Genomic DNA, 15754 nt, shown 5'->3' with positions numbered 1-15754 from the left:
CATGGACGGCGCATCGGCGAACCCCTGGCGCGAGGTGCCCACCCTGGAGGGGCGGCACGCCGTGCTCGAGCCGCTGGCCGCCAGCGATGCCGGGGCCCTGCGCGTCGTCTCGGAGCAGGGCGGGTTGCACCGGCTCTGGTACACCAACGTGCCGGCGCCGGAGCGGGTCGAGGCCTACATCGACGCCGCGCTGAAGGCGCAGGCCGAAGGCAAGGTGCTGGCCTTCGCCGTGCGCGACGCCAGTGGCGAGGTGGTCGGCACCACGCGCCTGTACGGGCTCGAGCCCGAAGTGCCGCGGGTGTCCATCGGCTGCACCTGGTATGCGCCGCGCGTGCAGCGCACCGGGGTCAACAGCGAGTGCAAGCTGATGCTGCTGCGGCATGCGTTCGAGACCCTGGGCTGCGCCTCGGTCTGCTTCGAGACCAGCTGGTTCAACCAGCAGTCGCGCCAGGCCATCGCCCGGCTGGGCGCGAAGCAGGACGGCGTCCTGCGCAACCACAAGCGGCACGCCGACGGGACGCTGCGCGATACCGTCGTGTTCTCCATCCTCGACACCGAATGGCCGGGGGTGCGCAGCCACCTCCGCTTCCGACTGGATTCACACGCATGAGCAGGAAATATTCCATCGGCATCGTCGGCGCGCGCGGGCATACCGGCGCCGAGCTGATCCGCCTGGTGGCGGCGCACCCGCAGCTGGAGCTGGCGTTCGTGTCCTCGCGCGAGCTGGACGGCCAGCGCGTGGCCGAACACAACGACGTCTACCAGGGTGAGCTGCGCTTCGAGAACCTGGCCCACGAACAGGTCGCGGCCAAGGGCGCGGACGTGGTGGTGCTGGCGCTGCCCAACGGCAAGTCCGACGCGATCGTCGCCGGCATCGACGCCAGCGCCCCGGACACCATCGTGGTCGACCTGTCGGCCGACCACCGCTTCGACCCGGCCTGGTACTACGGCCTGCCCGAGATCACCCGCGGCAAGTACGCCGGGCAGAAGCGGATCAGCAACCCCGGCTGCTACGCCACCGCGATGCAGCTGGCGATCTGGCCGATGCTCGAGTACCTGGCCGGCCCGCCGCAGTGCTTCGGCGTGTCCGGCTATTCCGGTGCCGGCACCACGCCGTCGGACCGCAACAACCCCGAGCTGCTGCGCGACAACCTGATGCCGTACGCGCTGGCCGACCACGTCCACGAGCGCGAGGTGTCTTCGCAGCTGCACGTGCCGGTGGAGTTCATGCCGCACGTGGCCCCGCACTTCCGCGGCATCACCATGACCGTGAACATGTGGCTGCGCGAGCCGCTGAAGGCCGACTGGGTGCGCGCGCGCTACGAGCAGCGCTACGCCGGCGAGCCGCTGGTGGACGTGCTGGAGCAGGCGCCGTGGGTCAGCCGCATCGCCGGCCGCCACGGCGTGGAGATCGGCGGCTTCACCCTGGCCCCGGGCGGCAAGCGCCTGGTGGTGGTGGCCACCCTCGACAACCTGCTCAAGGGCGCGGCCACCCAGGCCATGCAGAACATCAACATCGCGCTGGGGCTGCCCGAGCTGGCCTCGATCCCGGCGTTCAAGGAGAGTGCCCATGGCTGAGCTGCTGTGGCAGAAGCCCGGCGTGGCGGTGGACGCGCAGATCCAGCGTTTCCTCGCCGGCGACGACGTGATCCTGGACCGCGAGTTCTTCCTCCATGACATCGCCGCCAGCACCGCGCATGCGGAAGGCCTGCAGCGCATCGGCATCCTTTCGGCCGGGGAGCTGGAAGGGCTGAAGCGCGAGCTGGCGATCCTCGCCGACGATTTCCGCTCCGGCGCCTTCGTCCTCGACGAGCAGTACGAGGACTGCCATTCGGCGATCGAGGCGCGCCTGACCGAGCGCCTGGGCGATGCCGGCCGCAAGATCCACACCGGCCGCAGCCGCAACGACCAGATCCTGGTCGCCACCCGGCTGTGGCTGAAGGAGAAGCTGGCGCGTATCGCCCAGCTGTCGCGCGAGGTCGCGCGGGTGGCGCTGGACCGCGCCGCCGCCGAGAAGGACCTGCCGATCCCGGGCTACACCCACATCCAGCGTGCCGTGGTGTCCTCGGCGGGCATGTGGTGGGCCGGCTGGGCCGAGGCCTTCATCGACGATGCCATCCGCGCCGCCGATACCCTCAAGCTGGTCGACTGCAACCCGCTGGGCACCGCCGCCGGCTACGGCGTGAACCTGGAGCTGGACCGCGAGCACACCACCGCCGCGCTGGGCTTCGCGCGCATGCAGGTCAGCCCGGTCTACGCGCAACTGTCGCGCGGCAAGTTCGAGCTGGCCGCGCTGGAAGCCCTCGGCAGCGCCACCCTCGACCTGCGCCGCCTGGCCTGGGACCTGTCGCTGTACACCACCGCCGAGTTCGGCTTCGTCTCGCTGCCGGCGCAGTACACCACCGGCAGCTCGATCATGCCGAACAAGCGCAACCCGGACGTGATCGAGCTGATGCGCGCCACCCACGCCAGCGTGGCCGCCGCGCGCACCGAGATCGAACAGCTGCTGTCGCTGCCTTCCGGCTACCAGCGCGACCTGCAGTCCTCCAAGGGCGCGATCGTGCACGGCTTCGGCCGCGGCCTGGCCGCGCTGGAACTGCTGCCGGCGCTGCTGGCCAACCTGGAATGGCGCGAGGACAAGCTGCGCGCGGCGATCGACTCGGGCATGTACGCCACCGATGTCGCCGTGGAAGCGGCCATCGCCGGCGTGCCGTTCCGCGAGGCCTACAAGGCCGCTGCGGCTGCGGCCGATTCGGCCGGGCAGGGCAGGACGCCGGAAGGCAGCCTGGCCGCACGCACCTCGCCGGGGGCGGCGGCCGACCTGCGCCTGGCCGAACTCGAGTCGCGCTGGGCCGCGCTGGCCTGATCGAACCGCCGGCCGGCATGCATTGCCGGCCGGCGCAGCGGTAACGCGGGCAGCACGCTGCCCGTGGCAGTGCACCAGGGGATCGCCGACAGGAAGGACGCACCATGAAGCACTACCTCGTCATCGCCATGCGCCGTCCGGGCTTCGATCCGGCGGTGGTCGCGCCGCACCTGGCGTACCTGGACGACCTGCACGCGCGCGGGCTGCTGGCCAGCGCCGGCGGCTTCGCCGACGGCACGGGCGGCGCCTACGTGCTGCAGGGCGTGGACGGCCTGGCCGAGGCGCAGGCCATCGTCGACGCCGATCCGCTGGCGCTCACCGGAAGCTCGGACCTCGCCGTGCACGAATGGAAGCTCGCCGACCGGAGCGGCCGCTGAGCGCATGAATACCGCGTCCCCGATCGAGAACCTGCAATCCCTGCCGGCCTGGCGCCGCGCCGTGCTCAAGGTCGGCAGCAGCCTGCTCGCCGCCGATGGCGGCGGCCTGTCGCCGCGCTTCGCCCTGGGCCTGGCCCAGTTCGTCTCCTCCAGCATCCTCGCCGGGCGCGAGGTGGTGATCGTGTCCTCCGGTGCGGTCGCCGCCGGCCGCGCGATCCTGCCGAAGGCGGCCGAGGCCGGTGCCACCATGGCCGCGCGCCAGGCCCTGGCCGCGCTTGGCCAGGCCCAGCTGATCGGGCTGTGGCAACGTTTCTTCGAACGCCCGGTGGCGCAGGTGCTGCTGACCCACGACGACCTGCGCAACCGCCGCCGCTACCTCAACGCCCGCGCCACCCTCAACGAGCTGCTGGCATTGGGCACACTGCCGGTGGTCAACGAGAACGACACCGTCTCGGTGGACGAGCTCAAGCTTGGCGACAACGACAACCTCGCCGCGATCGTGGCCGCGCTGATCGACGCCGACGTGCTGTTCATCGCCACCGACATCGACGGCCTGTACGACGCCAACCCGCGCACCGAACCACAGGCGCAGCTTGTCCCCGAGGTCGCCGAACTGTCGGCCGAGGTCTTCGCCATGGCCGGCGGCAGCGGCAGCGCGGTCGGCACCGGCGGCATGCGCACCAAGCTGGAAGCGGCGGCCAAGGCCGGCGCGGCCGGCATCGACACCGTGCTGTTCAACGGCCGCCGCGCCGAGGTGGTGCGCGAGCTGGCCCACGACCGCCTGCACGGCACCCGCATCCGCGCCGCGCGCAGCCGCATCGCCGCGCGCAAGTACTGGCTGCGCCACGCCCCGGTGGAGCCGGGCGCGATCCTGGTCGACGCCGGCGCCGCCGCCGCGCTGGCGGGGAAGGGCGCCTCGCTGCTGCCCGGCGGCGTGCTCGGCGCCGAGGGCGAGTTCCGCCGCGGCGACATGGTCGAGGTGGTGCTGCGCGAGGCCGGGGGCGACCGCCGCATCGCCCGCGGCCTCAGCCAGTACTCGGCCGTGGACGTGCGCCGCATCGCCGGCCGCCACTCGCGCGACATCGAGGCCATCCTCGGCTACAACTATGGCGGCAACGTGATCCACCGCGACGACCTGGTGCTGCTCTAGGCCGTCGCGTTCCCATCCCACAGGAACGGGCGCCACCATGACCGACATCAGGACCCAGGCCCTGCAGGCACGCGAAGCGGCGCTGGCCATCGCCGCGCTGGGCACGGACCGGAAGAACGCACTGCTGCGCGCGATGGGCGACGCGCTGGAGGCCGACGCCGCGGCGATCCTCGCCGCCAACGCGCGCGACATCGAGGCCGCCGCGGCCAAGGGCGTCGGCAGCGCCATGCAGGACCGCCTGCGCCTGGACGAAAAACGCCTGAAGGGCGTGGCCGAAGCCCTGCGCGAAGTCGCCGCGCTGCCGGACCCGGTCGGCCAGGTGACCCGCGCCTACGAGCGTCCCAACGGCATCCACGTCGAACGCGTGCGCGTGCCGCTGGGCGTGATCGCGATGATCTACGAGGCCCGTCCCAACGTGACCGCCGACGCGGCCGCACTGTGCCTGAAGGCCGGCAACGCGGTGATCCTGCGTGGGGGTTCGGAAGCGATCCATTCCAACACGGCCATTGCCGCTTCGCTCAAGCGCGCCCTGCGCGAAGCCGGCCTGCCGGAAGCCGTGGTCACCCTGGTCGAGGACCTGCGCCGCGAGACCATCCTCGAGCTGATCCAGCTCAACGACATCGTCGACCTGGTGATCCCGCGCGGCGGCGAGGGCCTGATCCGTTTCGTCGCCGAACACGCGCGCGTGCCGGTGATCAAGCACTACAAGGGCGTGTGCCACCAGTACGTCGACGCGCCCGCCGACCTGGGCCTGGCCATGGACCTGCTGGTCGACGGCAAGGTCTCGCGCCCGGCCGCGTGCAACTCGCTGGAGACCCTGCTGGTCCACGCCGACGTGGCCGCCTCGTTCCTGCCGCGCGCCGCGCGCGAACTGCGCGAGCGCGGCGTCGAACTGCGCGGATGCGAGCGCAGCCGCGCCATCGTCCCGGACCTGGTCGAGGCCACCGAGGACGACTACGCCGCCGAATATCTCGACCTGGTCATCGCCGTGCGGGTGGTCGACGACCTCGAACAGGCCATCGAACACATCCAGCGCTACACCTCCGACCACACCGAAGTGATCGTCACCGCCGATGCCACCCACGCCGAACGCTTCGTCCAGGCGCTGCGCTCGGCGGTGATCATGGTCAACGCCTCCTCGCGCTTCTCCGACGGCGGCGAGCTTGGCCTGGGCGCCGAGATCGGCATCTCCACCACGCGCCTGCATTCCTACGGCCCGATGGGCCTGGAAGCCCTCACGGTCGAGCGCTTCGTCGTGCGCGGCGAAGGCCAGGTGAGGCACCCGGACCTGCTCGCGCAGCCGTGATGCGGTAGCTCGCCGCTCAAGCCCCTCTCCCCCGGGAGAGGGGTTGGGGAGAGGGCAGGTTTCCCAACGCCGTGCGGCTCCCGACCCTGATCCCTTGGCCCTCTCCTGGCGGGAGGGGGATCGCAGGCGTTACCAGCGCTCCTCGAGCACCCCAGGCCGGCACGCCTGCCACGCGCCGGCCAGCATCACCAGCACGCACAGCGCCAGGAAGCCGAACGGCAGCGTCCAGCCGCCGCTGAGCTCGTGCAGCAGGCCGAACAGCAGCGGGCCCAGGCAGCTGAAGCCGTAGCCGGCGCCCTGCATGAAGCCCGACAGCGCCGCCGAACCTGACGGGCTGCGCGTGCGCAGGTTCACCAGGGTCAGCGACAGCGGGAAGGTGAGCGGCGCCAGCCCGAGCAGGACCACCCACAGCACCGGCGCCGCCATCGGCGCCCACAGCAGGCCCGCGAAGGAGACCAGGTTGAGGATGCCGCCGGCCAGTGCCAGCGGGAACGGATTGCGCAGCCGTGCGGCCAGCGCGGGCACGCCCAGCGCCGCCACCAGGCCCAGGCCCGAGAACAGCGCCACCATCACCCCGCCGAAGGCCGCACTCCCGCCCGCGTCGACCATCAGCTTCGGCAGCCAGGTGAACATCGCGTAGCTCACCAGCGAAGTCATGCCGAACATCAGCGCCATGCCCCAGCCCAGCGCCGTGCGCCAGACCCGCCCGCGCGGCGCCGCCGCACCCAGTTCCGGTGCTTCGTCGCCTGGCACCACCGCCTGGTCATGCACGCGCGCCAGCTCGCTGTCGGGACGCCGTTCGGCGCGCAGCACGCCCAGCCACGGCAGCATCGCCACCGTGGCCATCAGCATCCATGCGCCCATCGACACGCGCCAGCCGGCGGCCTCCGCGATCGGCACCGCCAGCAGCGCCGGCAGGATCGTGCCGACCTGCAGCACGGTGATGTACAGCGAGCTGACCAGGCCGATGCGCTCGGGGAAATGGCGCTTCACCAGCGGCGGCAGGATCACGTTGCCGATGCCCATGCCGGCAAGCGCTACCGCCGATGCGGCGAGCAGGCCGCCGGTGCCGCCGGTGAGCGAGCGCCACAGCAGGCCGCTGGCGGCCAGGGCCATCGACAGCACCGCGGTGCGTTCCAGGCCCAGCCGGTGCGCCAGACGCGGCGTGCCGACGCCGGCGAGCGCGAAGGCCGCGGTCGGCACCATCCCCAGCACGCCGGCGATCGCCGGACCGAAACCGAACTCCGTGCCGAGCACGTCCAGCAGCGGCGTCAACGACGTCACCGCGGTACGCAGGTTGAACGCCGACAGCAGGATGCCCGCGAGGACCAGCAGGCGGCCGGAGGTGTGGGCCGCGTCGCCGCGCGGCGAAGGAGTGGCGCTGTTCATCGGTTCCGGGAGGGAAGGGCAGCGGCACCGCGGCGGGCGCGGGGCCCGGACAGCAAAAAACCGGCGCGAGGCCGGTTCCGCTTACCGCTTTTGAATTGGTCGGGGAGACAGGATTCGAACCTGCGACCTCTACGTCCCGAACGTAGCGCTCTACCAGCCTGAGCTACACCCCGACAAGGCCGCAAATTGTACTGGTCGAAGATCGGGTCGGCAAGCTTTCCGGAGAAAATTTTTCATCTTCCGGCCATCCCGGCGGTAACCGCGCGGATGGACCGCGGCTGGCGCGCCCGCACCCGGCAACTACTCGCCCGGCTTGGCCGCCGAAGAGGCCGCGCCGGACGCGGCGCGGCGGGCCAGCGTGGCCTCGCGATGGGCGATGTACGCGTTCGCGCCGAGGATCACCAGCGCGCCGGCCAGGTTCCAGCGGTCGAAGGTCTCGTCGAACAGCAGCCAGCCCATCGCGCCGACGATGGGCAGCTGCATGAAGCTGATCGGAGTGAGCGCCGAGACTTCGCCGAGCTTGAGCGCGCGCGTCCACAGCATGTGCCCGCCGGTGCCGAACAGGCCAGCGGCGACCACCCACAGCCAGGTGATGCCCTGCGGCCAGGTCCACACGCCCAGCGCCGGCACCAGCGACATCGGCACCCACAGCAGGGTGGTCCACAGCACGATGCGGTCGGCCGGTTCGGTGGCCGACAGCTGCTTGATCTGGATGGCGACGATGCTCGACAGCAACGCGGCCAGCAGCGCCACCAGCGTGCCCATGCTGAAGTCCGTCGAGCCGGGGCGCACGATCAGCAGCACGCCGGCGAAGCCCAGCGCCACCGCGATCCAGCGCCGCGCACGCACCTGTTCGCCCAGCAGCGCCGCCGCGGCGATGGTCACGAACAGCGGCGTCGAATACGACAGCGACACCGCCTGCGCCAGCGGCAGGTGGCCGATCGCCCAGAAGCCGGCCAGCATCGAGGCGATGCCGATCATGCAGCGGAACAGGTAGCGCGGGAACTGGCTGGTGCGCAGCAGCCCCGGGCGGTGGCGCAGCAGCAGCGGCAGCGCCACCGCCAGGCCGAAGAAGTTGCGGAAGAACGCGATCTCGAAGGTGTGCAGGCTGGCCGAGGCCAGGCGTATCACCACCGCCATCATGCCGAACAGCACCGTGCTGCCGAGCATCAGCCAGGCGGCGCGCCAGTGCGTGGAAGCGGGCGGCGCGGCGGTGGCCATGGCCTTACCAGCGCGCTCCGATCACGCGCGGTTCCGGTTCCAGCGCCACGCCGAAACGTTCGTGCACCGAAGCGGCGATCGCGCGGGCCAGTTCCAGCAGTTGCGTGCCGCTGGCCGCGCCATGGTTGACCAGCACCAGCGCGTGCGCATCCGACACGCCGGCATCGCCGCGGCGCGCCCCCTTCCAGCCGCAGGCATCGATCAGCCACGCGGCCGAAAGCTTGCGGTTCGGTTCGGCGTCGCCGGGGAACACCGGCAGGCGCGGATGTTCGGCGCGCAGGGTTTCGGCCAGCTCCACCGTCACGATCGGGTTCTTGAAGAAGCTGCCGGCGTTGCCGATCCGCGCCGGATCCGGAAGCTTGCGCTGGCGGATGCGGATCACCGCCCCGGCCACGTCGCGCGCGCTCGGCGCCTGCACGCCGGCGGCGGCCAGTTCCTCGCCGATCCCGGCGTAGTCCAGGCGCAGCGGCGCCTCGGTGGGCGTGCGGGGGCGCAGCAGCTCGAATTCCACCGCGGTGACGATCCAGCGTTCCGGATCGCGCTTGAACGCGCTGTCGCGGTAGCCGAACGCGCAGGCCTCGCGGTCCAGGCGCACGCGGCTGCCGGCCTGGCGGTCCCAGGCTTCGACCGCGACGATGCGGTCGCCGACTTCCACGCCGTAGGCGCCGATGTTCTGGATCGGCGCGGCACCGACGCTGCCGGGGATCAGCGCCAGGTTCTCCAGGCCGCACAGGCCCTGGTCCAGGCTCCACATCACCAGCGCATGCCAGTTCGCCCCGGCCTCGGCGCGCACGCGCACGCGTTCGCCCTCGTCGGCCACCACCGCCAGCGCCGAGGCGCCCAGCGCCAGCACCGCGCCCGGCGCGTCGCCGGCGAACAGCAGGTTGCTGCCGCCGCCGAGCATCAGCAGCGGCAGGCCACGCAGCTGCGGCAGGTCCAGCGCCTCGCCGAGGGTGGACAGGTCGTTGACTTCCAGTAGCCAGGGCGCCCGGGCGGGCACCCCGAAGGTATTGCGCTTGGTCAGGTCGGCTTCGCGCTGCAGTCGGTACAGCGCGGTCATGCCGTGCCGCCGCTCGGGGATTCCTTGCGCCGGCGCATCGCCTCCACGCATTCGCCGACCAGCGCCGGGCCGCGGTAGATCAGGCCGCTGTAGCACTGCACCAGGCTGGCACCGGCGGCCATCTTCGCCACCGCGTCGGCGCCGGACATGATCCCGCCCACGCCTACCAGCGGGATCGACTCGGGCAGGCGCGTGCGCAACCGGCGCAGGACCAGGGTCGACTGGCCCATCAGCGGGGCGCCGGAAAGGCCGCCGGCCTCGTCGGCATGGCGGCGGCCCAGCACCGCGGTGCGCGCGGTGGTGGTGTTGGTGGCGATCACGCCGTCCACTTCCAGGTCCGAGAGCACGCGCGCGGCCGCGTCGATGTCGCTGTCGCTGAGGTCCGGGGCGATCTTGACCAGCACCGGCACGCGCCGGTCGTGGCGCACCGCCAGCCGCTCCTGCGCCTCGCGCAGGGAGCCGACCAGGCGGCGCAGCGCCTGTTCCTCCTGCAGTTCGCGCAGGCCGGCGGTGTTCGGCGAGGAGATGTTGACGGTGACGTAGTCGGCCAGCGGGTAGACCCGCTCCAGGCAGTGCACGTAGTCGGCCGCCGCGTCCTCGTTGGGGGTGTCCTTGTTCTTGCCGATGTTGATGCCGAGCAGGCCGCCCTTGCGCTGGGCGCGCTCGACGTTGCGCACCAGCGCGTCCACGCCGGCGTTGTTGAAACCCATGCGGTTGATCAGGGCCTGGTCCCGGACCAGCCGGAACAGGCGCGGCTTCGGGTTGCCCGGCTGCGGGCGCGGCGTGACCGTGCCGATCTCGATGAAGCCGAAACCCAGCGCCAGCAGCGCGTCGATGTGCTCGCCGTTCTTGTCCAGGCCGGCGGCCAGGCCGACCGGGTTGGGGAACTTGAGGCCGAACACCCGCGTGGGCAGGGGCGGACGGCGTTCGGCGACCAGGCCGATGGTGCCGGTGCGCCAGGCCAGGTCCAGGGATTTGAGCGCGGTCTTGTGTGCGAATTCGGCGTCCAGGCCGAACAGGAACGGTCGGGCGATCGAATACATCGGCGGTCAGGAGTTGAGGGCGGCCAGCCAGGCGAGCCCGCCCAGGAACGCGAACACGATGAAGATGCCGACCAGGGTCAGCCCCACCGCGAGCCAGCCCAGCACCAGGCCGGCCACCGCCAGGCCGTCGCCGTCGAGGGTCCCGGCGCTGCGGCGGATCTCCGCGCGGGCCATGTGCCCGGTGATGACGGCGATGATCGAGCCGAGGAACGGGGCGAGCGTCCAGCCAAGGACCCCGCAGACGAGGCTCACGATGGCTAGGTTGCTGGTACGGCGGATCTGGTTCATGCAGGCCTCGGGGCAGGCCAGGACACGGGGGTGTCCTGCAGGGGAGTCGACCGTGGGGGGGCGGTATGCGCGCAGATTATTCCAGAAAGACGGGCCGGGTCGCCCATGGCCGCCGCGCGGGCGTGCTGCAGATCACGGCATCCGCCCGTGGCGCAGGGCGAAGTCCCAGTCCGGGCGACCCAGGCTGGCGGCGCGGGTGGCCGCCGCGGCATGGTCGTAGGGCACGGCCAGCAGCTGGCCTTCCCAGCGGGCCTCGCGTCGTTCCAGCAGCGCGTAGCGCGCGTGCGCCGTGCCGGTGCCGACCTGGTGCGGGACCGGGTAGTGGGTGGCGAAGGCCGGCAGGCCGACGCTGCCGGGGTTGCAGACGAGGCGTCCGTCGTCCAAGTGCAGCAGGCGCGGGGTGTGCGAGTGGCCGCACAGCACCAGGCCGGCGCCGTCGGCCTGCGGGTGACGCAGCCGCATCGCCACGTCGGTGCTAGCGCTGGGCCGGATGGTCGGCCCGTCCAGGTCTTCCAGCAGGTATTCGAGGTCGCTGCCTGGCGTGCCATGGCAAAGCAGCACGTCCTCGATGCGCAGCAGCGGTGGCAGGGCGGCGATCCATTCGAGCTGCGCCGGCGACAGGGCCTGGCGCGCGTGCGCGTCGGACGGCCCCAGCGTCGCCGGCTCGCCGAGCAGCTGGCGCTCGTGGTTGCCGGCGATGGTCGGCAGTTGCAGCGGCAGCAGGCGCTCGAGGGTCTCGCGCGGCCACAGCGGGCCGGAGACGATGTCGCCCAGGTTCACCACGAGGTCGCAGCCGCGGCGGGCGATGTCGGCCAGCACCGCCTCCAGCGCCGGCAGGTTGCCGTGGATGTCGGAGATCGCGGCCAGGCGCATCGGGTCTACTCCGGCACGCCGGCGAAGACGCGGGTGTCGTAGGCGAAGTCGACGGTGCCATCGACCTGGGTGGCGTCGAACAGCCGGCGCAGCGCCTCCAGCATCGGCGCGTGGCGCGGATGCCCTTCGCGCGGGGCGTAGGAGGAGGACAGCAGGCGGCCCTTGAGGCTGTCGAAGTCCAGCCGCTGTGCATGCGGGAAGCTGGCCACGCCGCGCAGGCCGGCGCCGAACCAGCGGCGCATGTGCGCGTCGTCGCCGTAGCGTTCGGCCACGCTGCTGTAGTCGGTGCCGAAGTCCAGCAGCAGCTGTTCGTAGCCTTCGAGGAACGGCGTGCCGGTGAGCCGGCGCGTGTTCCAGTACACCGCGACCAGCCCGTCCGGGCGCAGGATCCGCCGCCATTCCGGCTTCACCGCCTGCTGGTCGAACCAGTGGAAGGCCTGGGCGGCGCTGACCAGGTCGACGCTGGCGTCAGGCAGGCCGGTGGCCTCGGCGCTGCCATCGGCCGCGCGGAAGCGCGGATCGGTGCCGAGCCATTCCTGCGCGGCCTGGCGCATGGCGGCATTGGGTTCGACCGCGACCACCGGGTGGCCGGCGCCGAGGAACATCTTCGAGGAAATGCCGGTGCCGGCGCCGATGTCGGCGACGGTCCACGACGGCGCCACGCCCTGCACCTTGTGCAGCCAGCGCAGCAGGGCCGGGGGATAGTCGGGCCGGTAGCGGACGTAATCGGCGACGCGATCGGTGAAGCGCGAGGTAGGGGAGAGGTCGCTCATCGGTGGCCTCGCTCGTGGGGCGGCAGCGCCTCGATCATCGCCCGCGGCGCGGCGGCCGCCAAGCCACCGCCACGCCGGCGGCGCCCCGATGCAGGACGGGGCCGCATCGCGGCCCCGTCCGGAGGTGTCAAAGGTCGAACTTGATGCCCTGTGCCAGCGGCAGCGAATCGGAATAGTTGATGGTGTTGGTCTGGCGGCGCATGTAGACCTTCCACGCATCCGAGCCGGACTCGCGGCCGCCGCCGGTGTCCTTCTCGCCGCCGAAGGCGCCGCCGATCTCCGCGCCGGAGGTGCCGATGTTGACGTTGGCGATGCCGCAGTCGCTGCCGGCGGCGGACAGGAACTTCTCCGCGGCCTTCAGGTTCTGGGTGAAGATCGCCGACGACAGGCCCTGCGGCACGCCGTTCTGCATGTCGATGGCCTCGTCCAGGGTGCTGTACTTCATCACGTACAGGATCGGGGCGAAGGTCTCGTGCTGCACGACCTCGTCGCTGTTCTTCAGGCCGGTGATGATGGTCGGCAGGACGAAGTGGCCGGGGCGGTCCAGCTTCTCGCCGCCGGTGACCACGGTGCCGCCGGAGGCCTTGGCCTTCTCGACCGAGGCCAGGAACTGCTGCACGGCCTCGGCACTGTTGAGCGGACCCATCAGGTTGACCGTATCCAGCGGGTCGCCGATCTTGCCCTCGACCTGCTTGTAGGCCTTGACCAGGGTCTCCAGCACGGTGTCGTAGATGGATTCGTGCACGATCAGGCGGCGGGTGGTGGTGCAGCGCTGGCCGGCGGTGCCGACGGCGCCGAAAACGATGCCCGGGACGGCCAGCTTCAGGTCCGCGCTCTCGTCCAGGATGATGGCGTTGTTGCCGCCCAGCTCCAGCAGGCAACGGCCCAGGCGGCGGGCGACCTTCTCGTTGACGATGCGGCCGACCTGGGTCGAACCGGTGAAGCTGATCAGCGGGACGCGGGTGTCCTCGACCAGCTTCTCCGACAGCGCGGTGCCGGCGTCGTTGACGAGGAAGAAGATGTCCGGGAAGCCGCCGGCCTTCAGCGCCTCGTTGCAGATCTTCATCGAGGCGATCGCGGTCAGCGGGGTCTTGTTCGACGGCTTCCAGATGCAGACGTCGCCGCAGATGGCGGCCAGGAACGAGTTCCAGCTCCACACCGCGACCGGGAAGTTGAAGGCCGAGATGATGCCGACCAGGCCCAGCGGGTGGTACTGCTCGTACATGCGGTGGCCGGGGCGCTCCGAGTGCATGGTGTAGCCGTAGAGCATGCGGCTCTGGCCCACGGCGAAGTCGGCGATGTCGATCATCTCCTGCACTTCGCCGTCGCCCTCGGCCTTGCTCTTGCCCATCTCCAGCGCGACCAGCGAGCCAAGCGCGTCCTTGTGCCTGCGCAGGGCCTCGCCGCACAGGCGGATGGCCTCGCCGCGGCGCGGCGCCGGGGTGGTGCGCCAGGTCTTGAAGGCCTCCTGGGCGCGGGCGATGACCGCCTCGTAGTCGGCTTCGGTGGTGGCCTGGACTTCGGCGATCACCTCGCCGGTGGTCGGGTTGGCCGGGCGCAGCACGCCGGCGCCCGTGGCATCGGACCAGCGGCCGTCGCCGAGGTAGGTGCCGGAGTTGGTGGAGCCGAGGCCCAGGGCCTGGAGCAGCGAAGCGGACATGGAATCTCCTGAAGGTGGAAACGGGCGCCCCGCGGTGGTGTTCGCCGCGGGGCGCCGGATGCGTGAATGGATTCTAGCAATCGGCGCCGTCCCAGGCCCGCTGGGCTGCAACAGCGGGGCCGGGCAGGGAGGCGGAAACGGCCACGCGCGTGCAGGCCGGATGCAGGCGCCGCAAGGGTTCCGCCCGCGTATCCCGGCGGGGCGGCATTGGCCGCGCGCAGGCAGCGTGCGGCAATCCGGCGCGTTGGCCCCGTAGCTCAGCTGGATAGAGCGTCCCCCTCCTAAGGGTAATCGTCTCCCGCTCAACCTCGGAAAGTCAAGAAAAAACAAGTGGATAGGCCTATTTTCAAGCCGATTGAAGAACGGGCCAGACACCACCAAACACCCCCGCACACCACTTTCTTGTCCCAGATTTGTCCCGATCAATGAGTGCGATTGCGCTGAAAGAACTGCGGGAAATCTACCCCGGGCGCTATGCGCTACGGGCCGAGGAAGTCGCACTGGTCCTGCGCGGCAAGAACACGCGAGGCACGGTCCAACGGGTTCGCGAGAGGATGGCGAACGGGCGCTACCCCGGCGCGCGCAAGATCGACGGCACCTGGCAATTGCCCCTCGAGGACCTAGCGGAAGTCATCGACCCCACGCCGGTCGCCACGCCCGTGCTGCCTGCCGGCGGAAGCGTCGTCGCACCATCGAAGACAGGACGGCGCAGGTCCGAGATCGGCCCGCGCCTGGGCTTCATCCACGAGGCGCTGTTCTGGTCGCAGGTCTTCCGGGCGCTGGGGTTCGTGGACGAGGCGCGCGAACTCGGCGAGCAGGCACAGGCCATGCGCGACGAAGGCAATCAGGTGCGTGCCCTGGAACGGGCGCGCGAGCGCCGGGCACGGCTCACGGACTTGGCGAACGCTGGCGGTCGTGTGATTCCGGATGCACCCCCGGAGGGCGGCGGGCTCTGATTCTCGGCGGTCCATGACCGCCCGCTTTGTCGTCGACCTGATACTCGGCGCGGCCCTGTTGCGTTTGGTAGCGCCCTCCCCGGCAACTCCATCCGCCCGATGTGGGCCAGGAGACGCCGCGCTGCGTCCGGCGCAAGCATTCGCTGCTCCACGATGTTGCGCCCCTGCGGGTGCGCCGGGCGCTGGTCGCTCGGCGTCGGGGTGGCCCACGGCGGCATGGTGCTGCCGGGGAGAACACCCATGCGTCAACGCGAAGCACAAGACACCCGCGCCGAGTATCAGGCTGACGACAGCGCCATCCTGGTCCAGGCCGAAGCCATCCTGCGCCGCCGGCTGGAACGGCTGGGCGCCATCACCGACCCGACGCAAGCCAGCGAGTTCTTCCGCATGCGGCTGGCCGCGCTGGAACACGAAGAGTTCCACGTCATGTACCTCGACACCCGCCACCGGATCATCGCGGTGGATCCGATGGCTCGCGGCACCGTGGACGGCGCCGAGGTCCATCCGCGCGAGATCGTCAAGGCCGCCCTGGCGTACAACGCCGCCGCCGTGATCCTGGCGCACAACCACCCGAGCGGGAACCCGGAACCGTCTGCGGCGGATCGCAGCATTACAGCGGCACTCGCCCAAGCCCTCAAACTCGTAGAAATCCGGGTGCTGGACCACATCGTGGTCGGTGAAACCTGCGTCAGCCTTGCCGCTCGGGGGTGGGTCTAACCCACCCCCGCCGGGTATCATCGGGTGCGACGGCGCAGCAGCAGACTTGCGCCACTTGAATGTTCTGCGGGCGTA

The 15754-nt window shown here is 71.1% G+C and carries 16 protein-coding genes and 1 tRNA gene; 8 read left to right on the top strand and 9 right to left on the bottom strand.

Annotated features, from left to right (window positions below; all coding sequences use genetic code 11):
* Position 1: 1 nt before the first annotated feature.
* The 6 genes from M503_RS0102330 to M503_RS0102305 all read left to right on the top strand — a co-directional run bounded on the left by M503_RS0102330 (position 2) and on the right by M503_RS0102305 (position 5699).
* Positions 2 to 610 (top strand): GNAT family N-acetyltransferase, encoded by a 609-nt coding sequence (locus tag M503_RS0102330; protein ID WP_028918977.1) that lies wholly within the window; start codon positions 2 to 4, stop codon positions 608 to 610.
* Positions 607 to 1578, top strand: a complete 972-nt coding sequence (argC, locus tag M503_RS0102325) for an N-acetyl-gamma-glutamyl-phosphate reductase (RefSeq protein ID WP_028918978.1) — start codon at positions 607 to 609, stop codon at positions 1576 to 1578. Before M503_RS0102330 ends, argC begins: the two co-directional genes overlap by 4 nt.
* The gene (argH, locus tag M503_RS0102320; protein WP_028918979.1) at positions 1571 to 2866 is read left to right on the top strand and encodes an argininosuccinate lyase; all 1296 of its coding nucleotides are present in this window, start codon (positions 1571 to 1573) and stop codon (positions 2864 to 2866) included. The genes argC and argH overlap by 8 nt, the downstream gene beginning before the upstream one ends.
* A 104-nt stretch (positions 2867 to 2970) precedes the next feature.
* The gene (locus M503_RS0102315) at positions 2971 to 3243 is read left to right on the top strand and encodes a YciI family protein (RefSeq protein WP_028918980.1); all 273 of its coding nucleotides are present in this window, start codon (positions 2971 to 2973) and stop codon (positions 3241 to 3243) included.
* 4 nt (positions 3244 to 3247) lie between these two features.
* Positions 3248 to 4393, top strand: coding sequence for a glutamate 5-kinase (gene proB, locus M503_RS0102310; RefSeq protein ID WP_028918981.1), 1146 nt, complete (start codon positions 3248 to 3250; stop codon positions 4391 to 4393).
* 37 nt (positions 4394 to 4430) lie between these two features.
* The gene (locus M503_RS0102305; protein ID WP_028918982.1) at positions 4431 to 5699 is read left to right on the top strand and encodes a glutamate-5-semialdehyde dehydrogenase; all 1269 of its coding nucleotides are present in this window, start codon (positions 4431 to 4433) and stop codon (positions 5697 to 5699) included.
* Between the two features lie 129 nt (positions 5700 to 5828).
* Here the strand turns inward: M503_RS0102305 and M503_RS0102300 are convergent, their stop codons facing one another.
* From M503_RS0102300 to amaB, 9 genes are all read right to left on the bottom strand, one after another.
* Complete coding sequence (locus M503_RS0102300; RefSeq protein ID WP_028918983.1) at positions 5829 to 7088, bottom strand: CynX/NimT family MFS transporter; 1260 nt, start codon at positions 7086 to 7088, stop codon at positions 5829 to 5831.
* Between the two features lie 96 nt (positions 7089 to 7184).
* Positions 7185 to 7261: transfer RNA gene (locus M503_RS0102295), tRNA-Pro, on the bottom strand.
* Between the two features lie 127 nt (positions 7262 to 7388).
* A complete protein-coding gene (locus tag M503_RS0102290) occupies positions 7389 to 8309 on the bottom strand; it encodes a DMT family transporter (RefSeq protein WP_028918984.1) in 921 nt (306 codons plus the stop codon).
* A 4-nt stretch (positions 8310 to 8313) separates the two neighbouring features.
* Positions 8314 to 9369, bottom strand: a complete 1056-nt coding sequence (gene murB, locus M503_RS0102285; protein WP_028918985.1) for a UDP-N-acetylmuramate dehydrogenase — start codon at positions 9367 to 9369, stop codon at positions 8314 to 8316.
* Positions 9366 to 10412 (bottom strand): quinone-dependent dihydroorotate dehydrogenase, encoded by a 1047-nt coding sequence (locus M503_RS0102280; RefSeq protein WP_028918986.1) that lies wholly within the window; start codon positions 10410 to 10412, stop codon positions 9366 to 9368. The genes murB and M503_RS0102280 overlap by 4 nt, the downstream gene beginning before the upstream one ends.
* Positions 10413 to 10418: 6 nt before the next feature.
* Positions 10419 to 10700, bottom strand: a complete 282-nt coding sequence (locus tag M503_RS0102275) for a DUF4190 domain-containing protein (protein ID WP_024869525.1) — start codon at positions 10698 to 10700, stop codon at positions 10419 to 10421.
* 132 nt (positions 10701 to 10832) lie between these two features.
* A complete protein-coding gene (locus M503_RS0102270) occupies positions 10833 to 11573 on the bottom strand; it encodes a metallophosphoesterase family protein (RefSeq protein WP_028918987.1) in 741 nt (246 codons plus the stop codon).
* A gap of 5 nt (positions 11574 to 11578) precedes the next feature.
* The gene (locus M503_RS0102265; protein ID WP_028918988.1) at positions 11579 to 12346 is read right to left on the bottom strand and encodes a class I SAM-dependent methyltransferase; all 768 of its coding nucleotides are present in this window, start codon (positions 12344 to 12346) and stop codon (positions 11579 to 11581) included.
* Between the two features lie 127 nt (positions 12347 to 12473).
* A complete protein-coding gene (gene amaB, locus M503_RS0102260) occupies positions 12474 to 14006 on the bottom strand; it encodes an L-piperidine-6-carboxylate dehydrogenase (RefSeq protein WP_028918989.1) in 1533 nt (510 codons plus the stop codon).
* A 425-nt stretch (positions 14007 to 14431) separates the two neighbouring features.
* Between amaB and M503_RS15490 the strand changes: the two genes are divergently transcribed.
* Together M503_RS15490 and M503_RS0102250 are read left to right on the top strand one after the other, a co-directional pair.
* Positions 14432 to 14962, top strand: coding sequence for a hypothetical protein (locus M503_RS15490; protein ID WP_197017164.1), 531 nt, complete (start codon positions 14432 to 14434; stop codon positions 14960 to 14962).
* 240 nt (positions 14963 to 15202) lie between these two features.
* On the top strand, positions 15203 to 15679 hold the full coding sequence (locus M503_RS0102250) for a JAB domain-containing protein (protein ID WP_028918990.1): 477 nt from the start codon (positions 15203 to 15205) through the stop codon (positions 15677 to 15679).
* Positions 15680 to 15754 lie beyond the last annotated feature (75 nt).

Source organism: Pseudoxanthomonas suwonensis J47 (genome assembly GCF_000513955.1).
Classification (GTDB): domain Bacteria; phylum Pseudomonadota; class Gammaproteobacteria; order Xanthomonadales; family Xanthomonadaceae; genus Pseudoxanthomonas; species Pseudoxanthomonas suwonensis_C.
The sequence above is the reverse complement of the archived record's forward strand: the minus strand, read 5'-3'. Positions and strand labels throughout refer to the sequence as shown.